The following is an 18390-nucleotide window of genomic DNA, read 5'->3' as shown; positions in this document are numbered from 1 at the left end:
AGGGCCTTCCACAGCATAGCCAATTGGGCTAAATCAGCTCAAAATCTATCCTTTAAGAACCCCGATTTATTCTTATTTTTGCAGTCAATTTTGAAATTCAGACACTTATGGACAAGAAAATAGTACGCGTTGGAAATATTGAGTGTGGCACCGATGAGCTTTTCCTCATCTCGGGCCCTTGTGTGATCGAAGAAGAAAAGATCATGCTGCACGTAGCCGAGCGGTTAAAAGAGATTGGCGAACGCCTTAAGATTAAGATCATTTACAAATCATCTTTTCAAAAAGATAACCGAAGCAGCCTTAAATATTATACCGGCCCAGGCTTGGATAAAGGAATTAAGCTATTGGCGAAAATAAAAGAGCAGTTTGGCTTTCCCGTGCTTACCGATATCCACTACCCAAATCAAGCTGCTCCTGTGGCCGATGTGGTGGACGTATTGCAAATTCCGGCTTACCTATGTATGCAAACCGATTTGATGGTAGCTGCCGCTAAAACAAATCGCGTAATCAACATCAAGCACGGTCAGTTTTTAGCACCCGATAACATGAAGCACCCCGTTGGCAAATGTGTAGACAGCGGCAACGATCAAATCATTCTAACCGAGCGCGGCTTTACATTTGGCTACAACGACTTGGTGGTAGACCCACGCAGCTTCTATCACATGAATAAATTAGGCTACCCAGTGGTGTTTGATGTCACGCATGCTATCCGCAAGTATGGCATCCCAAGTGCCGATGCCAAAGGTGGTGCAAGAGAATTTTTACCAGTATTATCACGTGCTGGTATAGCCGCGGGGGTAGATGGCTTATTCATTGAAGCACACCCTGATCCCGACAAGGCATTGTGCGATGCCGCCAGCCAATTAAACATCAATCAGTTAGAAGAATTTTTGAAGCCATTGATTGAATTGCACCAAGTAGAAGTAAAATATCGAGCCAAAGCATTGGTAAATCAATAACCATAATCTAGAAATCAATAACTACCATAAAACTATAACACATGGAATTATACTTAGACTCAGCAGACCTAAAGGAAATTGAAGAAGCATTTCAACTTGGTTTTTTAAATGGATTGACCACAACGCCTACGTTTATGCACCGCGGTGGTGTTACCGATGTGGATGGGTTGATTGTAAAACTTTCTAAGATTGTTCCTGTGTTGCAAATCGAAGCCTTGGGCAACACCGCTGCCGATGTATTAAAAGAGGCCAAGCGCCAATTGGATTTAGGTTTGGATGCGAAGAAAACGGTATTTAAAATCCCCGTTTCGTTAGAAGGCGTAAAAGCCTGTAACATGCTGCGCAAAGAAGGCTTGTTGGTAAACGTGCATTTAGTTTACACGCTACAACAGGCTTACATGGCTATGCACGCTGGTGCTACCTATGTTTGCCCGCTGGTGGGCCGTCTGCAAGATCAAGGCCACGATGCGTTGGATTTAGTGGCTCAATGCGTGGATGCCGTAGATCATTACGGATACGATACCAAAGTGATGTTCTCTTCCGTTCGCCATGCCGAGCACGTGCGCAATGCCATCAACATCGGTGTGCACACGATTACTGCCCCTTGGAAAGTGCTGAAGGCATTAACGGATAATAATTTAACTGCATTGGGCACACAACAATTTGTGGAGCATACCAAATTGATGACCGTTCGCGTGAAAGATGTATTGAGCAGCAAAAATCCGGTAGTAACCGCTGACACCACCGTGACCGAAGCATTGGTAAAAATGACGGAGTACGGTTTTGGCAGCATCACGGTAACTAAAGATCATAAAGTGTTGGGTGTGTTCACCGATGGTGACTTGAGAAGAAAACTACAAGAAAGCGGTCGCGATATTTTAACGAAAAAGATTGGCGAGTTTCAATACAAAGAACCTGTATCCATCGACTCTGATTCTTTATTGAATGAAGCGGCTGATTTATTCAAGAAAACGAAAGTAGATACTATTTTAGTAACCGATGGCGGCAAGCCAGTAGGCATGTTGGATATCCAAGATTTGAAAGACTAATAAATCAATTGATCATTGACAAAGAGCAGTTGACAAATTGCTGAATGATTGAGCCTCTTGGTTTTTCATAGCCAAGAGGCTTTTATTTGAACTTAATTTTGCCCACTGCCTTTTGTCAACTAATTCAAAAAACTTTGCGAACAGAAACACAAAATTTATTTATAAAAGCGGGAGGCACATTTTGCGTACCAGCCGTTTCTATTTTACAAAAACTACAATCGGTAAAAGCCTTTGTGTTTGATTGGGATGGTGTATTCAACGATGGCACCAAGCATAACCAGCAAGGTAGCGGCTTTACCGAGCCCGATGCCATGGGCACTAATATGCTTCGCTTTAGCTACTGGTTAAAGAATCAACAATTGCCCATCACGGCCATTATCACAGGTGAAGAAAATGAGGCGGCTCACTATCTGGCCACACGTGAACATTTTACAGCATTGTATTTTAAGGCCTCAAACAAAATAAAGTCGTTTGAACATTTTTTGAATGGGCACCAATTAAAAGCCACGGAAGTAGCATTTGTTTATGACGATGTGCTTGACTTGGCCGTGGCCGCAAAGTGTGGGATCCGGATCAATGTCCATCGCTCGAATAACCCCATGTTTACCGAATACATCAAAGAAAATAATTTGGTAGACTACATGGCCAGCCCCGCCAAAGGCGGGGTGCGTGAAGCATGTGAACTATTGATTTCGCTCTATGGGAATTACGGAGAAGCGATCACAAACAGAATGAATTTTTCGGAAACCTATCAAACCTACTTAGCACAACGACAACACGTGGAGATGAAGTTGTTTGTGGGGATTAGCTAAGCGGTAACACCTAATGCCCAATTAATTAAACCACCTTCTTCCTAATCTGTTTCGCGTACGTCCTACTCACCGGAAAGCTTTTACCATTCTGCATTTTCACCACCATACCTCCGTTGAAGTGGCGTTCAATTTCCTTCAGGTAGTTGATGTTCACAATGGTAGATCGGTGCACACGGAAAAAGGTGCTGGGATCCATGATCTCTTCCAGTTTGCCAATACCGCTCGAGCTTACAAACTGATCCGTTTTAGTTGAAATGATCGTGTAATCGCCAGACGCTTCCAGAAAAATAATTTCTTCGATGGGCAGATTAAAAAGTTTTTCTGATTTCTGAACAAAAATATGTGTGTCATATGTTTCGAGATGATTCACTTGCCTCATGCCACCCAGCAAATCTTCTAACCTTCCATCTTCCATTTTTTTACGCTTAAGTGCCCTGTCCACTGCCTGCCTAAATCGGTCTTCATCCAATGGCTTCAATAAGTAGTCGATTGCATTTTTTTCAAATGCTTTGATGGCGTATTGATCGTAAGCCGTTGTAAAAATCACGTACGGTTCGTGGTCAATCTCATCCAGTACATCAAAGCCATTCATGCCGGGCATTTGCACATCCAAAAAAATCAAATCGGGCTTTAGTTTATTTATTTTTTCCACTGCTTCTGAGCCCCTCGCACACTCATCTATAAGCTGCAAGCTTTCTATCGACTCAATAAATTCACGCAATAAATCTCTAGCCAATTTTTCATCATCAATAATCAGGCAGGTAGTCTTCATTTAGTAGGTAATTTGTGTTTCCATTTGTAATGTAGTGTTCGTATCGTGAGCATGATCGATGGTTGATCCATTTTTTATCTTCTGATCTTCTATAAAAAAACGAACGCTATACCTCTTCTCGGTTGCTTCTACACGCAAACCCGATTGTGGACCAAAGTAGCTTTTCAACCGAAGATCGGTATTGGCCATGCCGATGCCGCTCGAACTGCCATCCATTACCTTTTTGGCTTTGGAGCCTAGACCATCATCGTTTACTTCAAACATAATCACTTTGCCTGATCGCCTCACTAAAAGCGATATGGTCCCTCCATCTTCTTTGGGCGAAATACCATATTTAACTGAATTCTCCACCAAGGGCTGAAGGATCATTGGAGGAATCTCAATATTCAAACAGGAAGTGTCAATTTCTTTTTGAAATTTTAGCCGATCGCCAAAGCGAACCTGTTGAATGCGAATATAATTTTCTATGAAATCAATTTCCTCGTGCAATTTTACCATCGTTTCACTGTGCGAATCCAGCGCGTAGCGAAAAATGTCGGATAAGTTGGTGATCACTTTTCTGGCTTGCTCTTTATTGGAACTTATCAAGGTGCTAATGGAATTAAGTGTATTGAATAAGAAGTGTGGATTAATCTGCGACTTCAACAATGAAATTTGCATTTCGCGATTTTTGATAGCCAACGAACTTTTCTCTTCTTCTTTGCGCTGAATGCCTTGGAAGTAGCGGATTACATAATAGATACCGACTGTTATAATGTACTGATCGTGGAAACGCAACGCTTCCCAACTCATCAACTCTAACATATACTCTTGCCAATGTTCAAAATAGACAAGCCCATCCATGTAGTCATTAAAATAATAAGAGAGTGTACCCATTAACAAGAAGAAGGTGAAAATGCCTGCCACGTGTCCGGCTACTTGAAAGACGGGCTTAAAGGAAGAAAGCCAGTGAGACCAAATGAAAATTACAATGATAAAAATGCAAAGCGCTTCAAACAGAAAGAAAGCGTTCCACAAAACATAGTAAGCGGGATTGACAAACTTCCACTCGATGATGGCACTGATCGAAAAATTGATGAAATACCAAAGGCAAATCAGCCAATAGGAGCGTTTCCATATTCTTGGTATTTCAGCAATTCGTTTCAACGATGTAAGATTCTCCCATAAATTTAAGAAAACGGAAATTAATGCTGTTAATGACTAAAATCAACGCCAAGATGCCAAATTGATCGATAAAATGGTTTTACATTTTACCGTTTGTCTGAATAATGGATAGGATAAAGTTAGTATCGAATTGCAGGTGCTTTGTTTTGATTCCGCGGTAATGTTACTTTGAACACCATAACTTCATGAGGCAAAGCCTATCATTATTTTTTGTATGGGTGTTTTCGGTAACTGCCGTGGCACAAACCGTTACCATTTCTGGTAAAGTACAAGATAAAGAAACTAAAGAGCCACTCTCATATGCTTCCATTGGCATTGTGGGCACATCCCTCGGCACGATTTCAAATTTAAGTGGTGATTTCGATTTTCATATCCCAGTTGCATATCGCAACAATTTACTATCGATAAGCATGTTGGGTTACCAAGTCTTTGAAGCACCTGTGTGGTCGCTGCAGCGAGATTCGGTAGTGATTGAAATGGAAAAATCAAACTTTGTATTAAAAGAAGTGCTAGTGGCTGACACGCTTCGGGGTGGTGAGATAATGGAGATTGCGATCAGTCGGATAAACGAAAATTACCCGTCTAAGCCATTTCTTCTAGAATGTTTTTATCGCGACTTAAAAAAGGTTGCCAACACCTACATTTCTTTGTTAGAGGCCGCCCTTAAGGTTTACGATGAAGATTACCAAGAGCCCCGGAATAAACTTAAACTGCGTGAGCGGGTGGCTTTGGAAGAAGTTAGGCGCAGTTTGAGCTATAGCAGCAAGTTCACTTCGTTTTTTGACAACGGTAATCTTTTACAAGACCTACTACTCGAAAATATGGTGCGTTACCGCATGTTTCCCGAAGAAGAATCATTTTTCAGTTCGTTGAAGCGAGAGAAGGATTCTCAATATGCCGGAATGGATGTGTTTGTGGTATCGCACAGCGAACATTACTTTCTGCGTTTGTACATCGATAAAAAAACATTCGGCATTATTCACATTGACTATGACGACACAGAAAAGCGGATACTTGGCAAAAAGAAAGGTTTGATCAGTAAGTTTGAGGGCTTAAGGCGAACCATTGATTTTAAATGGGTGAATGGCAAACTATATGTGAACTACATTTTACTCAACTGGAAGGTAGGCTGGTACGATGAGGAGACACAGAAACTAAAATTTGAGACCGAGTTGATCAGGCAGTTTTTGGTAAACAAAGTAATCCCTGATGTAAAAGATAGAATAACCCTGCGAAATCGGATGAAAGGTTATAGCCTTCAATATCAAGATAATGAATACAACAAGAAATTTTGGGACAACTATAACGTCATTAAAGAAAGCGCACTTGACAGAAGCATCATCAAAGACCTCGAGCGAGAAGGCTCGCTAGAGAGCCAGTTTCAAGATTATTGAAATCCCTAGTTGCGTTCAGGTTTTTCAACTAGTATCTTAGCTGTTGATGACGTGGAACGAACTTTCAAAAGCACCGCTCGATAAGAAAATTTCTTTGCTCTATGAGCATGCTCATTTTGTTATGGCCATTCGATACTATCGCTATAAAGTAAATCTTTACCTGCTGGGCAACGATTACGTTGAAGTCTTTATTAATCACAAGCAAACTTTGATAGAAAAAATTACACTATTAGACCATTCGCACTCACGAATGAAGTTTTATTCGGATCAAATAAAATTACCTTCATTTCACTAAAAAGAAAAGCCCCTTTCGGGGCTTTTTGTATTGTAACTGACTTAACTTCTAACCTTCTTAAGCACTGGCTGCGGTATGCTCAAATTTACTAACGTGGTGCTTTAGGATAACTGCTTTCTTTGCTTTGTAACCGCAATAGCCACATTGATAGTGCTTAATTATCTCACCTTCTTCGGTGGCTGTAGGCAATTTGGTAATCTCTTCCTTCACTACTTTGAAAGTTTGGTAATTGCACTCCGGGCATTGGATAGCATGTAAGTGACCAGAATATTTTTCGATTTGAGTGTAGCCGGATTGTTCGTCAAACCACACGTCATAGTCAACGGAGAAAATATTTTCTTCAGCTTGCATACCTTCATCCAAATAAGCATCTTCTTCTTCTTCACTCAAAAGCTTCATTGGCTTTCCTGTTTTGGGAGAAATCCGAGGCTTGTAACGAAGCAGTTTCAATCGTTTTTCAATGAAGAAAGGATAATAGAACTTAAGAAGGTTTTGAATAATCAATGCTACAATCAACCCAAAAGCTATCGTTACAAAAGCCCGCACAAAGAAAAGAACTGCATTCATGTTTTCAATGCTGGCGTTGCCATAGCAACATAATCCAATTACAAAAACAATGGTGGCTGTCCACAACCATTTGATCTCATGCTTATTAATGAAATCATATTTCTCCTTATTTCCACCGATACTATTCAGGCGAATAAAGTACCCTAATGCAATAAGGAAAGCGGCTGCCCAAAAAACGTAACCTAAATTGGCAGCAAATGCATTCCAACTATCATATTGATGTGGATCAATGTCTGGCGCGATTCCAAAGTTGTTAGGGTTTGGGTTTTGCATATTATTTTAGAGTATAAGTTGTAGCAATCCGTTAAGTATTAAGTCCAAATATAAAACAAAATGAATCAATTTTTATATGAAAATAGCCAAAAAACCTTGCAGATTCTCGATTGTTCAATCGTTAAACGCAAGTTAAGGCAAAGCGCTTTATGGTTTCCATTGTTTTAACGTGGCTCTCATACATCCCCATATGACCAGAATTTTCTAAGAGTTTAAACTCTGCCTTTGGGATTTCCCTGGCCTGTTCCCGCAGCAAACTTACGGGAATGATCGAGTCGTATTCGCCCGCCACTATTAAGAATTTATTATCAAAGGTTTTTAGCCAATCCTCCCGCGAGGGGCGGTCGCGCATGGCATAGGTATAGGCCAAAAGCGCATCTTGCCGAGTGCGCCTGGCCATATTCATCACTTGGTTGAGGTAGTGATTATCTTTTTGGAAGAACAACCCTGGCACAAAAACCTCCACAAAAGGTGCTACTCCATTGGCCTTTACAAATTCTGCAGTTTTGTTTCGATTGGCCTTTTTCTCCTCGCTATCGGCTGCTGCAGTGGAGTGAAAAAGGCCAAGTCCAGCTATTCTACCTTGATCTTTTACAGCCATTGCCAAGGCTACATATCCGCCTAAAGAGTGACCTACCACCACAGCTCTTTTAAGGTTAAGATCTCGCAGCCAATCTGCCATTAGCAAGCCAATATCATCAATGGTAAATGGGGGGTTGGGCAATGGGCTTTTGCCAAAGCCGGGCAAATCGGGCAGGTATACTTTAAAATCTTTTGCTAAATCAATGGCAACCTCTTCCCAAATCTCATACGTTTCACAAAACCCGTGAATAAGAACCAATGGACGCCCATTGCCTAACTCTTGGTGATGGATAGGGGACATGCCGGTGGCGATAGATTACGCCAACTGCTTTTTGTTTTCTAACAATATCAATACGGTTTGCTCAATGCTGGCAGCATCAAAGCCTGTCTCGTGATGCAATTCCAATTGCTCTCCGTGTTCAATTACTTTATCTGGGATTCCCAATCGCTTGACTTCGGCATGGTATCGATGATCAGCCATAAATTCCAGTACTGCACTGCCAATGCCTCCTTGCACACAGCCGTCTTCCACGGTGATAATCTTTTTGTACTTGTTAAAAACTTCATGGAGCAATTGCTCGTCCAGCGGCTTGGCAAATCGCAAATCGTAATGACCGATGCTTACGCCTTGCTTCTCAAGTTTTTCGCAGACTTCGATGGCATAGTTTCCAATATGGCCAAATGTTAATATGGCCACTTCTTCGCCTTCGCGGATTTTACGACCTGTTCCGATTTTAATTTCCTCAAAGGGTGTTCGCCAATTCGGCATTACGCCTTGCCCCCGTGGGTAGCGAATGGAAAATGCTTGTTCTTGACGAGGCAATTGTGCCGTGAACATTAAGTTTCTAAGCTCTTGCTCATTCATGGGGGCCGACACAATCATGTTGGGCAAGCATCTGAAATAGGCAATGTCATACGCACCGTGGTGGGTGGGGCCATCAGCACCTGCATAGCCTGCCCGATCCAAACAAAAATTCACGGGCAAATTTTGAATGCACACATCGTGCACCACTTGGTCGTAGGCTCGTTGCATGAATGAGCTATAAATATTGCAAAATGGAATCAATCCCTGTGTAGCCAAACCTGCTGAAAATGTAACTGCATGTTGCTCGGCTATGCCCACATCAAACGCCCTGTTGGGCATTTCTTTCATCATGATATTCAATGAAGAACCCGAAGGCATGGCGGGCGTAATGCCCATGATTTTATCATTCAATTTTGCCAACTCTACCAATGTGTGGCCAAACACATCTTGATACTTGGGGGCTTGCGGCTTCTCGTAAGTCTTCTTATGAATTTCGCCCGTGATTTTATCAAAAGTGCCGGGTGCATGCCACGTAGTTGCATTGCCTTTTTCGGCAGGGCCATAGCCTTTTCCTTTTACTGTAACACAATGCAACAGCTTGGGGCCTTTGATGTTTTTTAAATCGTTTAGCACCGCTACCAAGTGATCCACATCGTGGCCGTCTACTGGGCCAAAATACCGCAGATTTAAGGACTCAAATAAATTGCTTTGACTTAATAGAGCAGACTTTATTCCGGTTTCGATTTTGGAGGCCACTTCTTGAGCGCTTTTTCCAACAGACGAAAGTTTGCCTAAGAGATTCCAAACATCGTCTTTCAGCTTATTGTAAGTTTTGGACGTGGTGATGTCGGTTAAATAATCTTTTAATGCCCCTACATTTGGATCAATGGACATGCAATTGTCGTTCAAAATCACCAACAGGTTGGTGTCAGAAACCCCCGCATGATTCAGTGCCTCGAAGGCCATGCCTCCTGTAAGCGCCCCATCGCCAATGATGGCTACGTGCTGTTTATCTTCAATGCCTTGATACTTTGAAGCCATGGCCATGCCCAAGGCAGCTGAAACAGAAGTGGAAGAATGGCCTACCCCGAAAGCATCGTACTCACTTTCTTTCCTTTTCGGGAAACCGGAAATACCCTGGTACATTCGATTGGTATGGAAAACATCGCGCCTTCCTGTAAGGATTTTATGACCGTATGCCTGATGACCAACGTCCCACACCAGTTGGTCGTAGGGGGTATTGTACACATAATGTAGGGCTACTGTAAGCTCTACCACGCCCAAGCTGGCGCCAAAATGACCGCCATAAACAGAAACATTATCAACAATAAACTGCCTTAATTCTTCGCAAAGTTGAACCAGTTGCGCTTGGTCCAACTTTTTCAAGTCCTTTGGGGCATCGATTTGAGTCAGTAATTTTCCGGGTGTAATCAGCATGGGGTTTTTTGGCAAATTGAATGTGCAACCTTAAAAACAGCATTGCAAGCTAAGTGTTTTAGCTGTTTTGAGGCAAATCATTAAACAAATGTACGGATTTAGTCTTTTGCAGGGATTTTGTGACCTGATTTGATAATTTTGCAACCCGAATGAACACACACGCCAGCCCTTTAATGAATTCTATGGATCAAACACAGTCTTTTGAAGTACGCCTACCTTTATTTGAAGGGCCTTTCGATTTGCTTTTGTTTTTTATTGAACGTGATGAGTTGGACATCAATGATATTCCGATCGCCAAAATAACGAAGGATTTCTTGGAGTACATTCAAAAACTGGAAACCCTAAACATTGAAGTGGCGAGCGAATTTATTTTGGTGGCCGCCACACTGATGCGCATCAAATCTAAAATGTTGTTGCCACGCCCGCAGATTGATGAGCAAGGCAATGAGATTGACCCACGCGAAGAATTGGTGAAGCACTTGATGGAGTACCGAAAATACAAATCGGTGGTGGAGCAATTCCACAAAATGGAAGAAGTGGAATTGATGAAAGAGAAGCGGGGCAACCTGCTGAAGGAGCTAAAGCAGTTGGCCGAAAGCACCAACGTGGAAGCAGAGTTGCAAGATGTCGATCTATTTAAACTGTTGATGGTATTTGAAAAAGTACTAAAGCGTGCCGAGGAAGAAAAAAACAGACCGGTACATCAAGTCATTCAATATCCTTATACTATTGAAGGCCAAAAAGAATTTATCATGAATGAAATCACCAGCAAGCCGCGGGTGGCTTTCATTGAGCTGTTTGAAAAAGTACCTACTCGTATTTCTTTGATTTTTAATTTTTTGGCAATTTTAGAAATGTTGGCCAATGGCCTCATCCAAATTCAACAAGGTGAAGGATTCAATAATTTTTGGGTGATGCGGAAGGAGGAGGAGAATGTGGCAGCGGAAGGGAATATCAGTTAAGAACGAACTGCATTTTCTAGAACACGCGCGAATTGATAAAATATGACAACTGAACGAATACGCCTGGAGTCAAAAACATGTTTTTTGTCGAAACCGTATTTTTGATATTGATTCCAAACTCCTCTATTTTTACCCGTTTCTCTGCCGCAGGGCTTAACACCCTCAGGGCAAACGCATCTAAAATTATAGGAAGATAGGCGTTGGAGTTTTAACTTTAGTTCCCAAAAAGACATGGAAAGTCCGCTACAATTTTTTGCGGGATTGGAAGATCCCCGCGTAGAGCGTACCAAGGTCCATCTTATGGGGGATATTATCTTTATATCCATTGCCTCGGTGCTCTGTGGGGCAGACACTTGGGATGAGATAGAATACTTTGGTAAGTGCAAGTTTGAATGGCTCAAGACCTTTTTAAAACTACCGGAAGGCATCCCTTCGCACGATACCTTTAACCGGTTCTTTTCCGCCCTTGACCCTGAGAAGTTCGAAGAGTGTTTCCTTCAATGGGCTCAATCGGTGGCCCATCTCACAGAAGGGGAAGTGGTCAGCATTGATGGGAAGGCGATGCGCGGCTCCAAGGGAAAGGGGAAGAAGGGTATGGTTCACTTGGTGAGCGCTTGGGCCAGTGCCAATGAGCTGGTATTGGGGCAATACAAAGTAGATGACAAGAGCAATGAGATTACCGCTATCCCACATTTACTGGAAGTATTGGTATTGAAGGGGTGCATTGTGACCATCGATGCGATGGGCTGTCAGAAGGATATTGCCTCTGCCGTCATTGGCAAAGGGGCGGATTATATTCTGGCCTTAAAGGGCAACCAAGGAAGGTTGCTAGAGCAGGTGGAAGAATCTTTCCGCTTTATTGACAGCACGCAGGTTTCGGTAGAGAATGATTTAGGGCATGGCCGTATTGAGAAACGAACATGTTCAGTGATAGCCGACCTATCCATGATCGGCCAAAGGGATCAATGGGATTCTTTGAAGACCCTCATCAAGATAGAATCACAGCGTTGCCACAAGGCCACTCAGAAAACCGAAAAGGAAACACGCTATTACATCAGTAGTTTGTATCCCAATGCCGCCCACATCAACACCTGCGTAAGATCTCATTGGAGGATCGAAAACTCCTTGCATTGGGTATTGGATGTCGCTTTCAATGAAGATCATAGCCGAAAAAGAGCGGGCTATGCCGCACAAAATCACTCGGTACTCAATCGCATTGCCCTAAACATAATCAAAAACGAGAAGACAGCTAGGATAGGTATAAAAAGCAAACGCCTTAAAGCCGGTTGGGATAACAACTATTTACTAAGTCTATTAAAAATTTAGATGCGTTTGCCCTGTTAACACCCTTAGGTAAGTTTCTTCTTCATAAAAATTCATCGTATATCCGACATCTATTCTCATTGGAAAATCATTTTTTATACGATTCTTTATACGTGGGCTAAATCCACACTGAATTGAAAAAAAATAACTTGTGTTTTCGAGTCGAAACTCAATCTCATCGCTAAATTTGGTTCGACCTTTTTTATCAGTAAAATGAATTGAAAATCGTAAAAAGTGAAAGCCAGAATCACTTTAAAGAATATTGGTCTTGGCTTATCGGCTGAACGGATATGCTTCAGTACTTTAATAGTGGTTTTATGAGGCGCGATCTACTGTCCATTATTGAAGTTCAAATTACGAACCCCGGCTGCCCAATAGATGGTGGCCTTCATTTTTTCGTATTCAGATTTTAGTTTCAGCAATTTAGATTGTGATTGAATCAATTTTTCTTGCTGCACATTTATTTTGAACAAATCACTTTCACCATTTTCTAGATTGATCAATTCGGCTTTCAATAGCCGTTCATAATTTTCAGCTACCGATGTTTGTTGGATTAAAATTTTGTTGGTGTTTACAATTTGGTTGAAAACAATGTTGATTTGGTTTACGATCTCCCGCTCGGCTTGCGTTTGTTCATATTGTGTGCTTTGAATCTTCACTTTTGTGAGGGCGAGCTTGCCCCGCTCTTTTCGCAATAAAATCGGCATCGAGAAATCCAATCCAAACTTATAATCGCTGCCAATTCGAAACGGTTGAAAATCACCATTGGGGCGAAGGGGTTGATTGATGAAATTGTAGTTTAAATCTAATCTTGGTTTTAAATATTCAACGGCTAATTTTCGATCTACTTCCAACTGATCTATTTTAGTTCTTAGCTTAATCAACTCCGGATGGTTTTGCTTCGCTTGAAATACTAGTTCTTCCAATGTTTGATTGGAAAGCAATTGCCCATCATTCAAAACCAAAATAGGGGCTACGTCTATTGATAGCTGAACAGGGTAGCCGGCATTGTCCCACAAGTAATTTGAGATTTTGATTCCGGTGTTCAAAAATTCTAAGAATGCTTCTTGCCGTTCAACCAACCGTTGTTGAAGTGTAATTTTAGCTTGAACTGTATCGATGGCGGCCGCTTCCCCCAAACTCGCATCGAGTTTTACGCGCCTGAAGATTTCTTCGGCAATCACGGCATTGCGGCCGAGAAGGCGATAATTATAAAATGAATAATACCATTGCCAATAATCTTTGGCCGCATCCAATAAAATTTTGTTGATGAGCTTTACTTGTTCGGCCGTGGCCATTACCGCAAACAGTTTTGCCTGTTTCAAGGCTGCTCTGCGATCATCTGTAAATAGCCCTCTGCCCAACGGCAACGAAATGCCCGTTGTTAACTGTGCATTATCAGATGAACTACCCACTATATTTTCAGGATCAATAAAGGCACCGGCATTTCGTTCGAACCCAATTTTAGGATCGATGGGAAACCAAGTGGGGACTGAAAAGGATGATCTGAGCTTATTGTAATATTCTTTATCCCCAAATTCTTTGATGCTTAAGTCAGTAGCAATTTTAGGATCGAATGCACCGCGGGCCATGCGTATTTCTTGCTGGGCACTTTCGCTCAACAAACGTGTTTGCTTTACGATGGGGTGAAACTCCAGCATAGAAGCATACATGTTTTCGATTGAAAATGCTTTGATGGTATCTGGCAAAAGGAACAATGAGTCAAAACCTGATTGCCCAAATCCTTTTGTTGAAACGATGATCAATAAAAATACGATGTGAAAAAATCGATTCATTATTTAGCTTTTGCTTCGTTGGATTCCTTTTTTTTCTTGTCGTGTTCTTCTTCCACAGGCTCTTGATACAAACTTGGAGGGAAACCATTCAATTGTCGCCATAATTCAAACCACACCCGTACATCGTCTAGCATTACCCAGCCTTTAATGCCCGAACCCATTCGCAATTGCTTCGGCCAAGGTGTATCGGTTTTATCGGGTACTACCAAAATCCTGAACTCACCCGGTTTTGTGTTTACATAATCAATCACTTCCACCGTTCCTCCAAATGTGCCCACCGAAATGCTTGGCCATCCGCTGAATTGCAGTGCAGGAAAACCATCAAACTCAATGCGCACCCTTCGCCCTTTACTAATAAGCGGAACATCCATGGCTTTCACATGCATCTCCACAGCAATGTCGGTTGACTGTGGCATAATGGTACACACCGGGTCACCTTCTTTGATGGTTTCGCCAATGCCGGCTTGCGTTGCCCTCACCACAAAGCCAGCCTGCGGTGCGAGTATGTGGTACTGCTGGCTTCTGATTTCCATGTTGGAAAGCTCATTGCGCAGCTTGAATAAATCGGCTTGTGTATCGGCCATATCTGCCAAGGTGTTGTTCCAATCAGATTCTGCTTTATTGATTTTATCAAGGTATTCTGCTTGAACTCTTTCAATTTCAATCTTAGCATTAACGAAATCAGCTTCTGCTCCTTGGTACTTGTACTCTATATCTTGAAATTTAGTCAACGGAATGTTTCCCTTCTCAAACAAAACTTTATTGCGATCATACTGATTTTTGAAGTTATTGAATTTAACTTCCTCCGCTTCCAATTTAGCTTTTGATTGAGCTATTTTGGTACGCATGCCATCTTCGAGTGCGCTGATTTGTCGTTGAAGTGCTTTGGCTTTTAAGTCTTTGGATTTTAAGCTCTGCTCTTTTGCGGTGATCACCTGTTGTAGTCGTTGCAAAAATTGTGGGTCAAAGTATTTTTCTTTCACCTCGCTGATGAGTGCAATGGTGTCGCCCTTGTTCACAAATTGTCCTTCTTTAATTTTCCAGATCTGGATTCGACCCGCAATAACGGTTTCAACAGTTTGTGGTCGGTTACTGGGTGATAGAGCGGTTACTTTTCCGCTTCCGCGGATATTTTGCTGCCAAGGCAAAAAGAGGATAATAAAAAACAAAGCGAAGATGATCATTAGCCATCGAGCCAAAATTTTTCCTGCCAAAGGTGTATCGAGCGAGCGAAGAGAATACAATTTCTCCTGCGGCATCTTTTTTTGTACAGAATTGGGTGATATGTTGAGCATGTCGTTAGGAAATTAAATCGTTGACTAAGTTGTTCTTCATCAGATTGTCCATGGTGTCTGCTGATTTTATTTTTCCATCAGCCAATATAACCACTCGATCACAAGCACTCATCACCAACGGGTCATTCGACACATAAATGATGGTGCGTTTGGCTTGATGGAGGACACCCAGCAATTCCATTTTCTCTTTTTTGGTAATCGCGTGGAATAGATCGTTTAGGATAAGAAGCCTTGGCTTCTCTGTCAAACATCTCGCAAGAATCAACTTGTTGCAAAACGAACTCGACAAGCCGATGCCACCACTTAATATTTGCGTATTCAATCCATCGGGCATCGCGTTTACGGTATCTAAAATACCTACGGTGCGCATGGCCTCAATGGCATCTTGAACAGTTTCAGAAATTTTGCCTACAGTTAGGTTTTCAATGAGTGTTCCATCAAACAAATCTTCCTGTGAAATATTTTTGGCAACATAATCGCGTAAATGGGTTAAATCCAAGTCGCGCAACGAAAAGTGATTAATCGTGGCAACGCCTTCGTAGTCGCTATACAAACCAGCCAATACGTTTACCAAAGTTGTCTTTCCTGCTCCTCCACTTCCGGTAAGGCAAATTTTTTCGCCCGCGCTGATCTCTAAATTAATGCCATTTAGCGCATACTGGTTACTGCCTTTATATTTGTACTTCAAGTCTTTGAACCGAACCGAAAAGCCTTCGTCTTTTACTTTCGGGAAATCGTAGCCGCCAGTACGCTCTATAGGCAAATCGGTTACATGTGCTACTTTGTCAACAGCCGTAAGTAAATCATACACCACGTCCATGTACATGATTATTTTTTCCACGGCCCCTAAAATTAAGATGATCACAATTTCAGAAGCGACTAATTGCCCTAAGGTAATCTGACGGTCTACTACTAAGATTGTTCCCAAAATCAACAACCCGCCAATGATACATGCCTTGAACAGTACAATGAACGAATACTGTGTGAGCAATACATTGAAATGTATTTTTCTGTTTTTAAGATAGCTGTTGACATTGTAGTCTGTTTTGCGAAGAGGCAATTCGGTACTGCCGGCTAGTTTAAATGACTGAATGGCGCGTGCCAATTCTTCGAGCCATTGCGCCACTTTATATTTGTATTTTGATTCTTGTATGGAGGAGTTTAATCCGCGTGGCCCGGTCAAGTAAAAAATCAATCCAAGCGTGCTCAACAAAATCAAACCAAAGAAAACGAAGAACGGATGGTAAAGTGAGATCAATAAAAGACCAAATAGGATTTGAATGGATGCTGATGAAAGATCGATCAATAACTTGGGCAAGCCTTTTTGAATGGTCATCACATCAAAAAATCGATTGATGAGTTCGGGTGCATAATTTTTTTGCATGGCCTCTAACCGAATGCGGGGAATGCGATACGCAAACTCAAAGGCTGCTTTAGTAAAAATCCTTCGTTGCAAAAATTCCACTAAACTGATTTGAATCATTTGCAACACCCCGCTCACGATTACACCCACAATCACGAGCCCAATCATCAAATAGACGGAGCTGAAGATTACACCACCCGAAATCAATTCAACGGTGGTTTGAATACCCAACGGCACGATCAAACTGATTAGACCGACTACAATGGCATAAAACAAGATGTAGAAAATTTCTTGCTTCTCAGTTTTCAGCAATTGAAACAATCTGCGTACGGGGCCTGGGTGCTCACCTTCATTTGTTTGGATGCTCACAGGGCTTTCGTATCCATAGATGGCGAAGAAAGTTATTTCTCCATTTTCGTTTTTGAGTAATCGGGTAGAATCAAATTGAGTAGACTGTTCACCTTCGAGATTGATATGAATAGTCTTTATCCCTTTTTTGGAGGGGATCAATAATGCAGGATAAAGCCGATTTTCTTCATCGCGATAAAAGGTGAGTACAGGTTTGGTCTGCTCTTCAAAATAATCGAGGAATGTTTTTTCATCCAACTGATTTTCCATAAACAAGACACGAATCTTGTTACCAGCTTCAGATAAATCGCGGGTAAATTCAGCTACTTCATCTTCTGCATAATTGCGCTGGTTGGCTTCAACATGTTGAATGTCTTCCAAGCTAAAGCTGTGTTTCATGGCGAGGGCTACTTCGCGCAAACAACGGTGTATTTGGTTATTGGTCAACATAGTGATTATGCTTGGATGGAACGAAAAGTCATTGTTTCTAAAAATAAATAGAGTCGATCGTGCCGGTCATCGTTGGCTTCCAAACTGCTAAGTGATGGCAAATGACTGGCAAAGAAAAGTTGCTGATTGGCAGTCACCAAAATGGTGCTGACCAATGATTGAGCAAACGCGTATTCGGGGCTTATATGATTGATGATGGAAGTGATTTTGGTGCACACCGATTTTAACCCACCAAACAACCCCTCTTTGTTGTATCCATCTACACCTTTGGTAAGATAGGTTTTATCCAACTCAGCGACAACAATCCGATGGAGGGCTTCTTCGTTCACAAATTCAAAAGTAGGATCATATTTTTTTTCTTCGGCAATCACTCGCAGGCATGCTTTCAGTTTTTCTTTTGGGTCGGCCACAGCCGATGTATAGATATCGATACGGTACTCCATCCAATTCCAATACCATGCGATCAAGTAAAGCAATAAGCGATGTTTGTTTTCGAAGTAACGATACACCGATGCTTCGGTAGAGTCAATCTCTTGCGCCAGTTTTTTGAACGTAAACTGTTCAAAACCAAGTTGGTCAATCAGCTCTACACTTTTGCTAATGATTTTTTGACCGAGCTGCGTATGCTGGGGGTCACGAATAAAAAGATGCTCGTTCAGTTTGAAAGTTAAGATTGGCATTTTGATATAATTACAAACCAATTTGATAGCATTGCTATCAAATATCGTAATTGAGACCTAAAAG

At 41.8% G+C, this 18390-nt stretch carries 16 protein-coding genes; 7 read left to right on the top strand and 9 right to left on the bottom strand.

Features of this window, described 5'->3' with window-relative positions:
* Positions 1–107 precede the first annotated feature (107 nt).
* The 3 genes from kdsA to KA713_13595 all read left to right on the top strand — a co-directional run bounded on the left by kdsA (position 108) and on the right by KA713_13595 (position 2820).
* On the top strand, positions 108–959 hold the full coding sequence (kdsA, locus tag KA713_13605; GenBank protein ID UXE65506.1) for a 3-deoxy-8-phosphooctulonate synthase: 852 nt from the start codon (positions 108–110) through the stop codon (positions 957–959).
* A gap of 41 nt (positions 960–1000) precedes the next feature.
* A complete protein-coding gene (locus KA713_13600) occupies positions 1001–2008 on the top strand; it encodes a CBS domain-containing protein (protein ID UXE65505.1) in 1008 nt (335 codons plus the stop codon).
* Positions 2009–2142: 134 nt separating this feature from the next.
* Positions 2143–2820 (top strand): phosphatase, encoded by a 678-nt coding sequence (locus KA713_13595; protein ID UXE65504.1) that lies wholly within the window; start codon positions 2143–2145, stop codon positions 2818–2820.
* 25 nt (positions 2821–2845) lie between these two features.
* Here KA713_13595 and KA713_13590 read toward each other — a convergent pair whose 3' ends face one another.
* Together KA713_13590 and KA713_13585 are read right to left on the bottom strand one after the other, a co-directional pair.
* On the bottom strand, positions 2846–3592 hold the full coding sequence (locus KA713_13590; GenBank protein ID UXE65503.1) for a response regulator transcription factor: 747 nt from the start codon (positions 3590–3592) through the stop codon (positions 2846–2848).
* Positions 3593–4738, bottom strand: coding sequence for a histidine kinase (locus KA713_13585; GenBank protein UXE65502.1), 1146 nt, complete (start codon positions 4736–4738; stop codon positions 3593–3595).
* Positions 4739–4941: 203 nt separating this feature from the next.
* Here KA713_13585 and KA713_13580 point away from each other — a divergent pair, with 203 nt between their 5' ends.
* Both KA713_13580 and KA713_13575 read left to right on the top strand, forming a co-directional pair.
* Positions 4942–6150 carry a carboxypeptidase-like regulatory domain-containing protein gene (locus tag KA713_13580; protein ID UXE65501.1) on the top strand — a complete coding sequence of 403 codons (1209 nt, stop codon included), beginning with the start codon at positions 4942–4944 and terminating at the stop codon, positions 6148–6150.
* Between the two features lie 46 nt (positions 6151–6196).
* The gene (locus KA713_13575; protein ID UXE65500.1) at positions 6197–6445 is read left to right on the top strand and encodes a hypothetical protein; all 249 of its coding nucleotides are present in this window, start codon (positions 6197–6199) and stop codon (positions 6443–6445) included.
* Positions 6446–6502: 57 nt separating this feature from the next.
* Here KA713_13575 and KA713_13570 read toward each other — a convergent pair whose 3' ends face one another.
* The 3 genes from KA713_13570 to KA713_13560 all read right to left on the bottom strand — a co-directional run bounded on the left by KA713_13570 (position 6503) and on the right by KA713_13560 (position 10109).
* A complete protein-coding gene (locus KA713_13570) occupies positions 6503–7285 on the bottom strand; it encodes a hypothetical protein (GenBank protein ID UXE65499.1) in 783 nt (260 codons plus the stop codon).
* A gap of 121 nt (positions 7286–7406) precedes the next feature.
* Entirely contained in the window at positions 7407–8168 is a 762-nt protein-coding gene (locus KA713_13565; GenBank protein ID UXE65498.1) for an alpha/beta hydrolase, read from the bottom strand.
* A gap of 15 nt (positions 8169–8183) precedes the next feature.
* The gene (locus KA713_13560) at positions 8184–10109 is read right to left on the bottom strand and encodes a 1-deoxy-D-xylulose-5-phosphate synthase (GenBank protein UXE65497.1); all 1926 of its coding nucleotides are present in this window, start codon (positions 10107–10109) and stop codon (positions 8184–8186) included.
* Positions 10110–10291: 182 nt separating this feature from the next.
* Between KA713_13560 and KA713_13555 the strand changes: the two genes are divergently transcribed.
* Positions 10292–11071: a segregation/condensation protein A gene (locus tag KA713_13555; protein UXE65496.1), complete on the top strand. Its 780-nt coding sequence runs from the start codon at positions 10292–10294 to the stop codon at positions 11069–11071.
* Between the two features lie 231 nt (positions 11072–11302).
* Complete coding sequence (locus KA713_13550) at positions 11303–12397, top strand: ISAs1 family transposase (protein ID UXE65495.1); 1095 nt, start codon at positions 11303–11305, stop codon at positions 12395–12397.
* A gap of 326 nt (positions 12398–12723) precedes the next feature.
* On the opposite strand, the gene KA713_13545 is transcribed toward KA713_13550, so the two are convergent.
* From KA713_13545 to KA713_13530, 4 genes are read right to left on the bottom strand one after another with little or no spacing between them, the layout of a single operon-like run.
* On the bottom strand, positions 12724–14190 hold the full coding sequence (locus tag KA713_13545) for a TolC family protein (GenBank protein ID UXE65494.1): 1467 nt from the start codon (positions 14188–14190) through the stop codon (positions 12724–12726).
* Positions 14190–15485, bottom strand: coding sequence for an HlyD family efflux transporter periplasmic adaptor subunit (locus KA713_13540; protein UXE65493.1), 1296 nt, complete (start codon positions 15483–15485; stop codon positions 14190–14192). Before KA713_13540 ends, KA713_13545 begins: the two co-directional genes overlap by 1 nt.
* Positions 15486–15489: 4 nt before the next feature.
* Positions 15490–17646, bottom strand: a complete 2157-nt coding sequence (locus tag KA713_13535; protein ID UXE65492.1) for an ATP-binding cassette domain-containing protein — start codon at positions 17644–17646, stop codon at positions 15490–15492.
* Between the two features lie 5 nt (positions 17647–17651).
* The gene (locus KA713_13530; GenBank protein UXE69132.1) at positions 17652–18305 is read right to left on the bottom strand and encodes a TetR/AcrR family transcriptional regulator; all 654 of its coding nucleotides are present in this window, start codon (positions 18303–18305) and stop codon (positions 17652–17654) included.
* Positions 18306–18390 lie beyond the last annotated feature (85 nt).

This window comes from Chryseotalea sp. WA131a, assembly GCA_025370075.1.
Classification (GTDB): domain Bacteria; phylum Bacteroidota; class Bacteroidia; order Cytophagales; family Cyclobacteriaceae; genus ELB16-189.
This window is presented reverse-complemented; position numbering and strand designations above follow the sequence as displayed.

Excerpts from the sequence above, each read along its gene's own strand:
- kdsA (UXE65506.1), top strand. The coding sequence starts at position 108 with ATGGACAAGAAAATAGTACGCGTTGGAAATATTGAGTGTGGCACCGAT.
- KA713_13600 (UXE65505.1), top strand. The coding sequence starts at position 1,001 with ATGGAATTATACTTAGACTCAGCAGACCTAAAGGAAATTGAAGAAGCA.
- KA713_13590 (UXE65503.1), bottom strand. The coding sequence starts at position 3,592 with ATGAAGACTACCTGCCTGATTATTGATGATGAAAAATTGGCTAGAGAT.
- KA713_13580 (UXE65501.1), top strand. The coding sequence starts at position 4,942 with ATGAGGCAAAGCCTATCATTATTTTTTGTATGGGTGTTTTCGGTAACT.
- KA713_13575 (UXE65500.1), top strand. The coding sequence starts at position 6,197 with ATGACGTGGAACGAACTTTCAAAAGCACCGCTCGATAAGAAAATTTCT.
- KA713_13570 (UXE65499.1), bottom strand. The coding sequence starts at position 7,285 with ATGCAAAACCCAAACCCTAACAACTTTGGAATCGCGCCAGACATTGAT.
- KA713_13565 (UXE65498.1), bottom strand. The coding sequence starts at position 8,168 with ATGTCCCCTATCCATCACCAAGAGTTAGGCAATGGGCGTCCATTGGTT.
- KA713_13560 (UXE65497.1), bottom strand. The coding sequence starts at position 10,109 with ATGCTGATTACACCCGGAAAATTACTGACTCAAATCGATGCCCCAAAG.
- KA713_13555 (UXE65496.1), top strand. The coding sequence starts at position 10,292 with ATGGATCAAACACAGTCTTTTGAAGTACGCCTACCTTTATTTGAAGGG.
- KA713_13550 (UXE65495.1), top strand. The coding sequence starts at position 11,303 with ATGGAAAGTCCGCTACAATTTTTTGCGGGATTGGAAGATCCCCGCGTA.
- KA713_13545 (UXE65494.1), bottom strand. The coding sequence starts at position 14,190 with ATGAATCGATTTTTTCACATCGTATTTTTATTGATCATCGTTTCAACA.
- KA713_13540 (UXE65493.1), bottom strand. The coding sequence starts at position 15,485 with ATGCTCAACATATCACCCAATTCTGTACAAAAAAAGATGCCGCAGGAG.
- KA713_13535 (UXE65492.1), bottom strand. The coding sequence starts at position 17,646 with ATGTTGACCAATAACCAAATACACCGTTGTTTGCGCGAAGTAGCCCTC.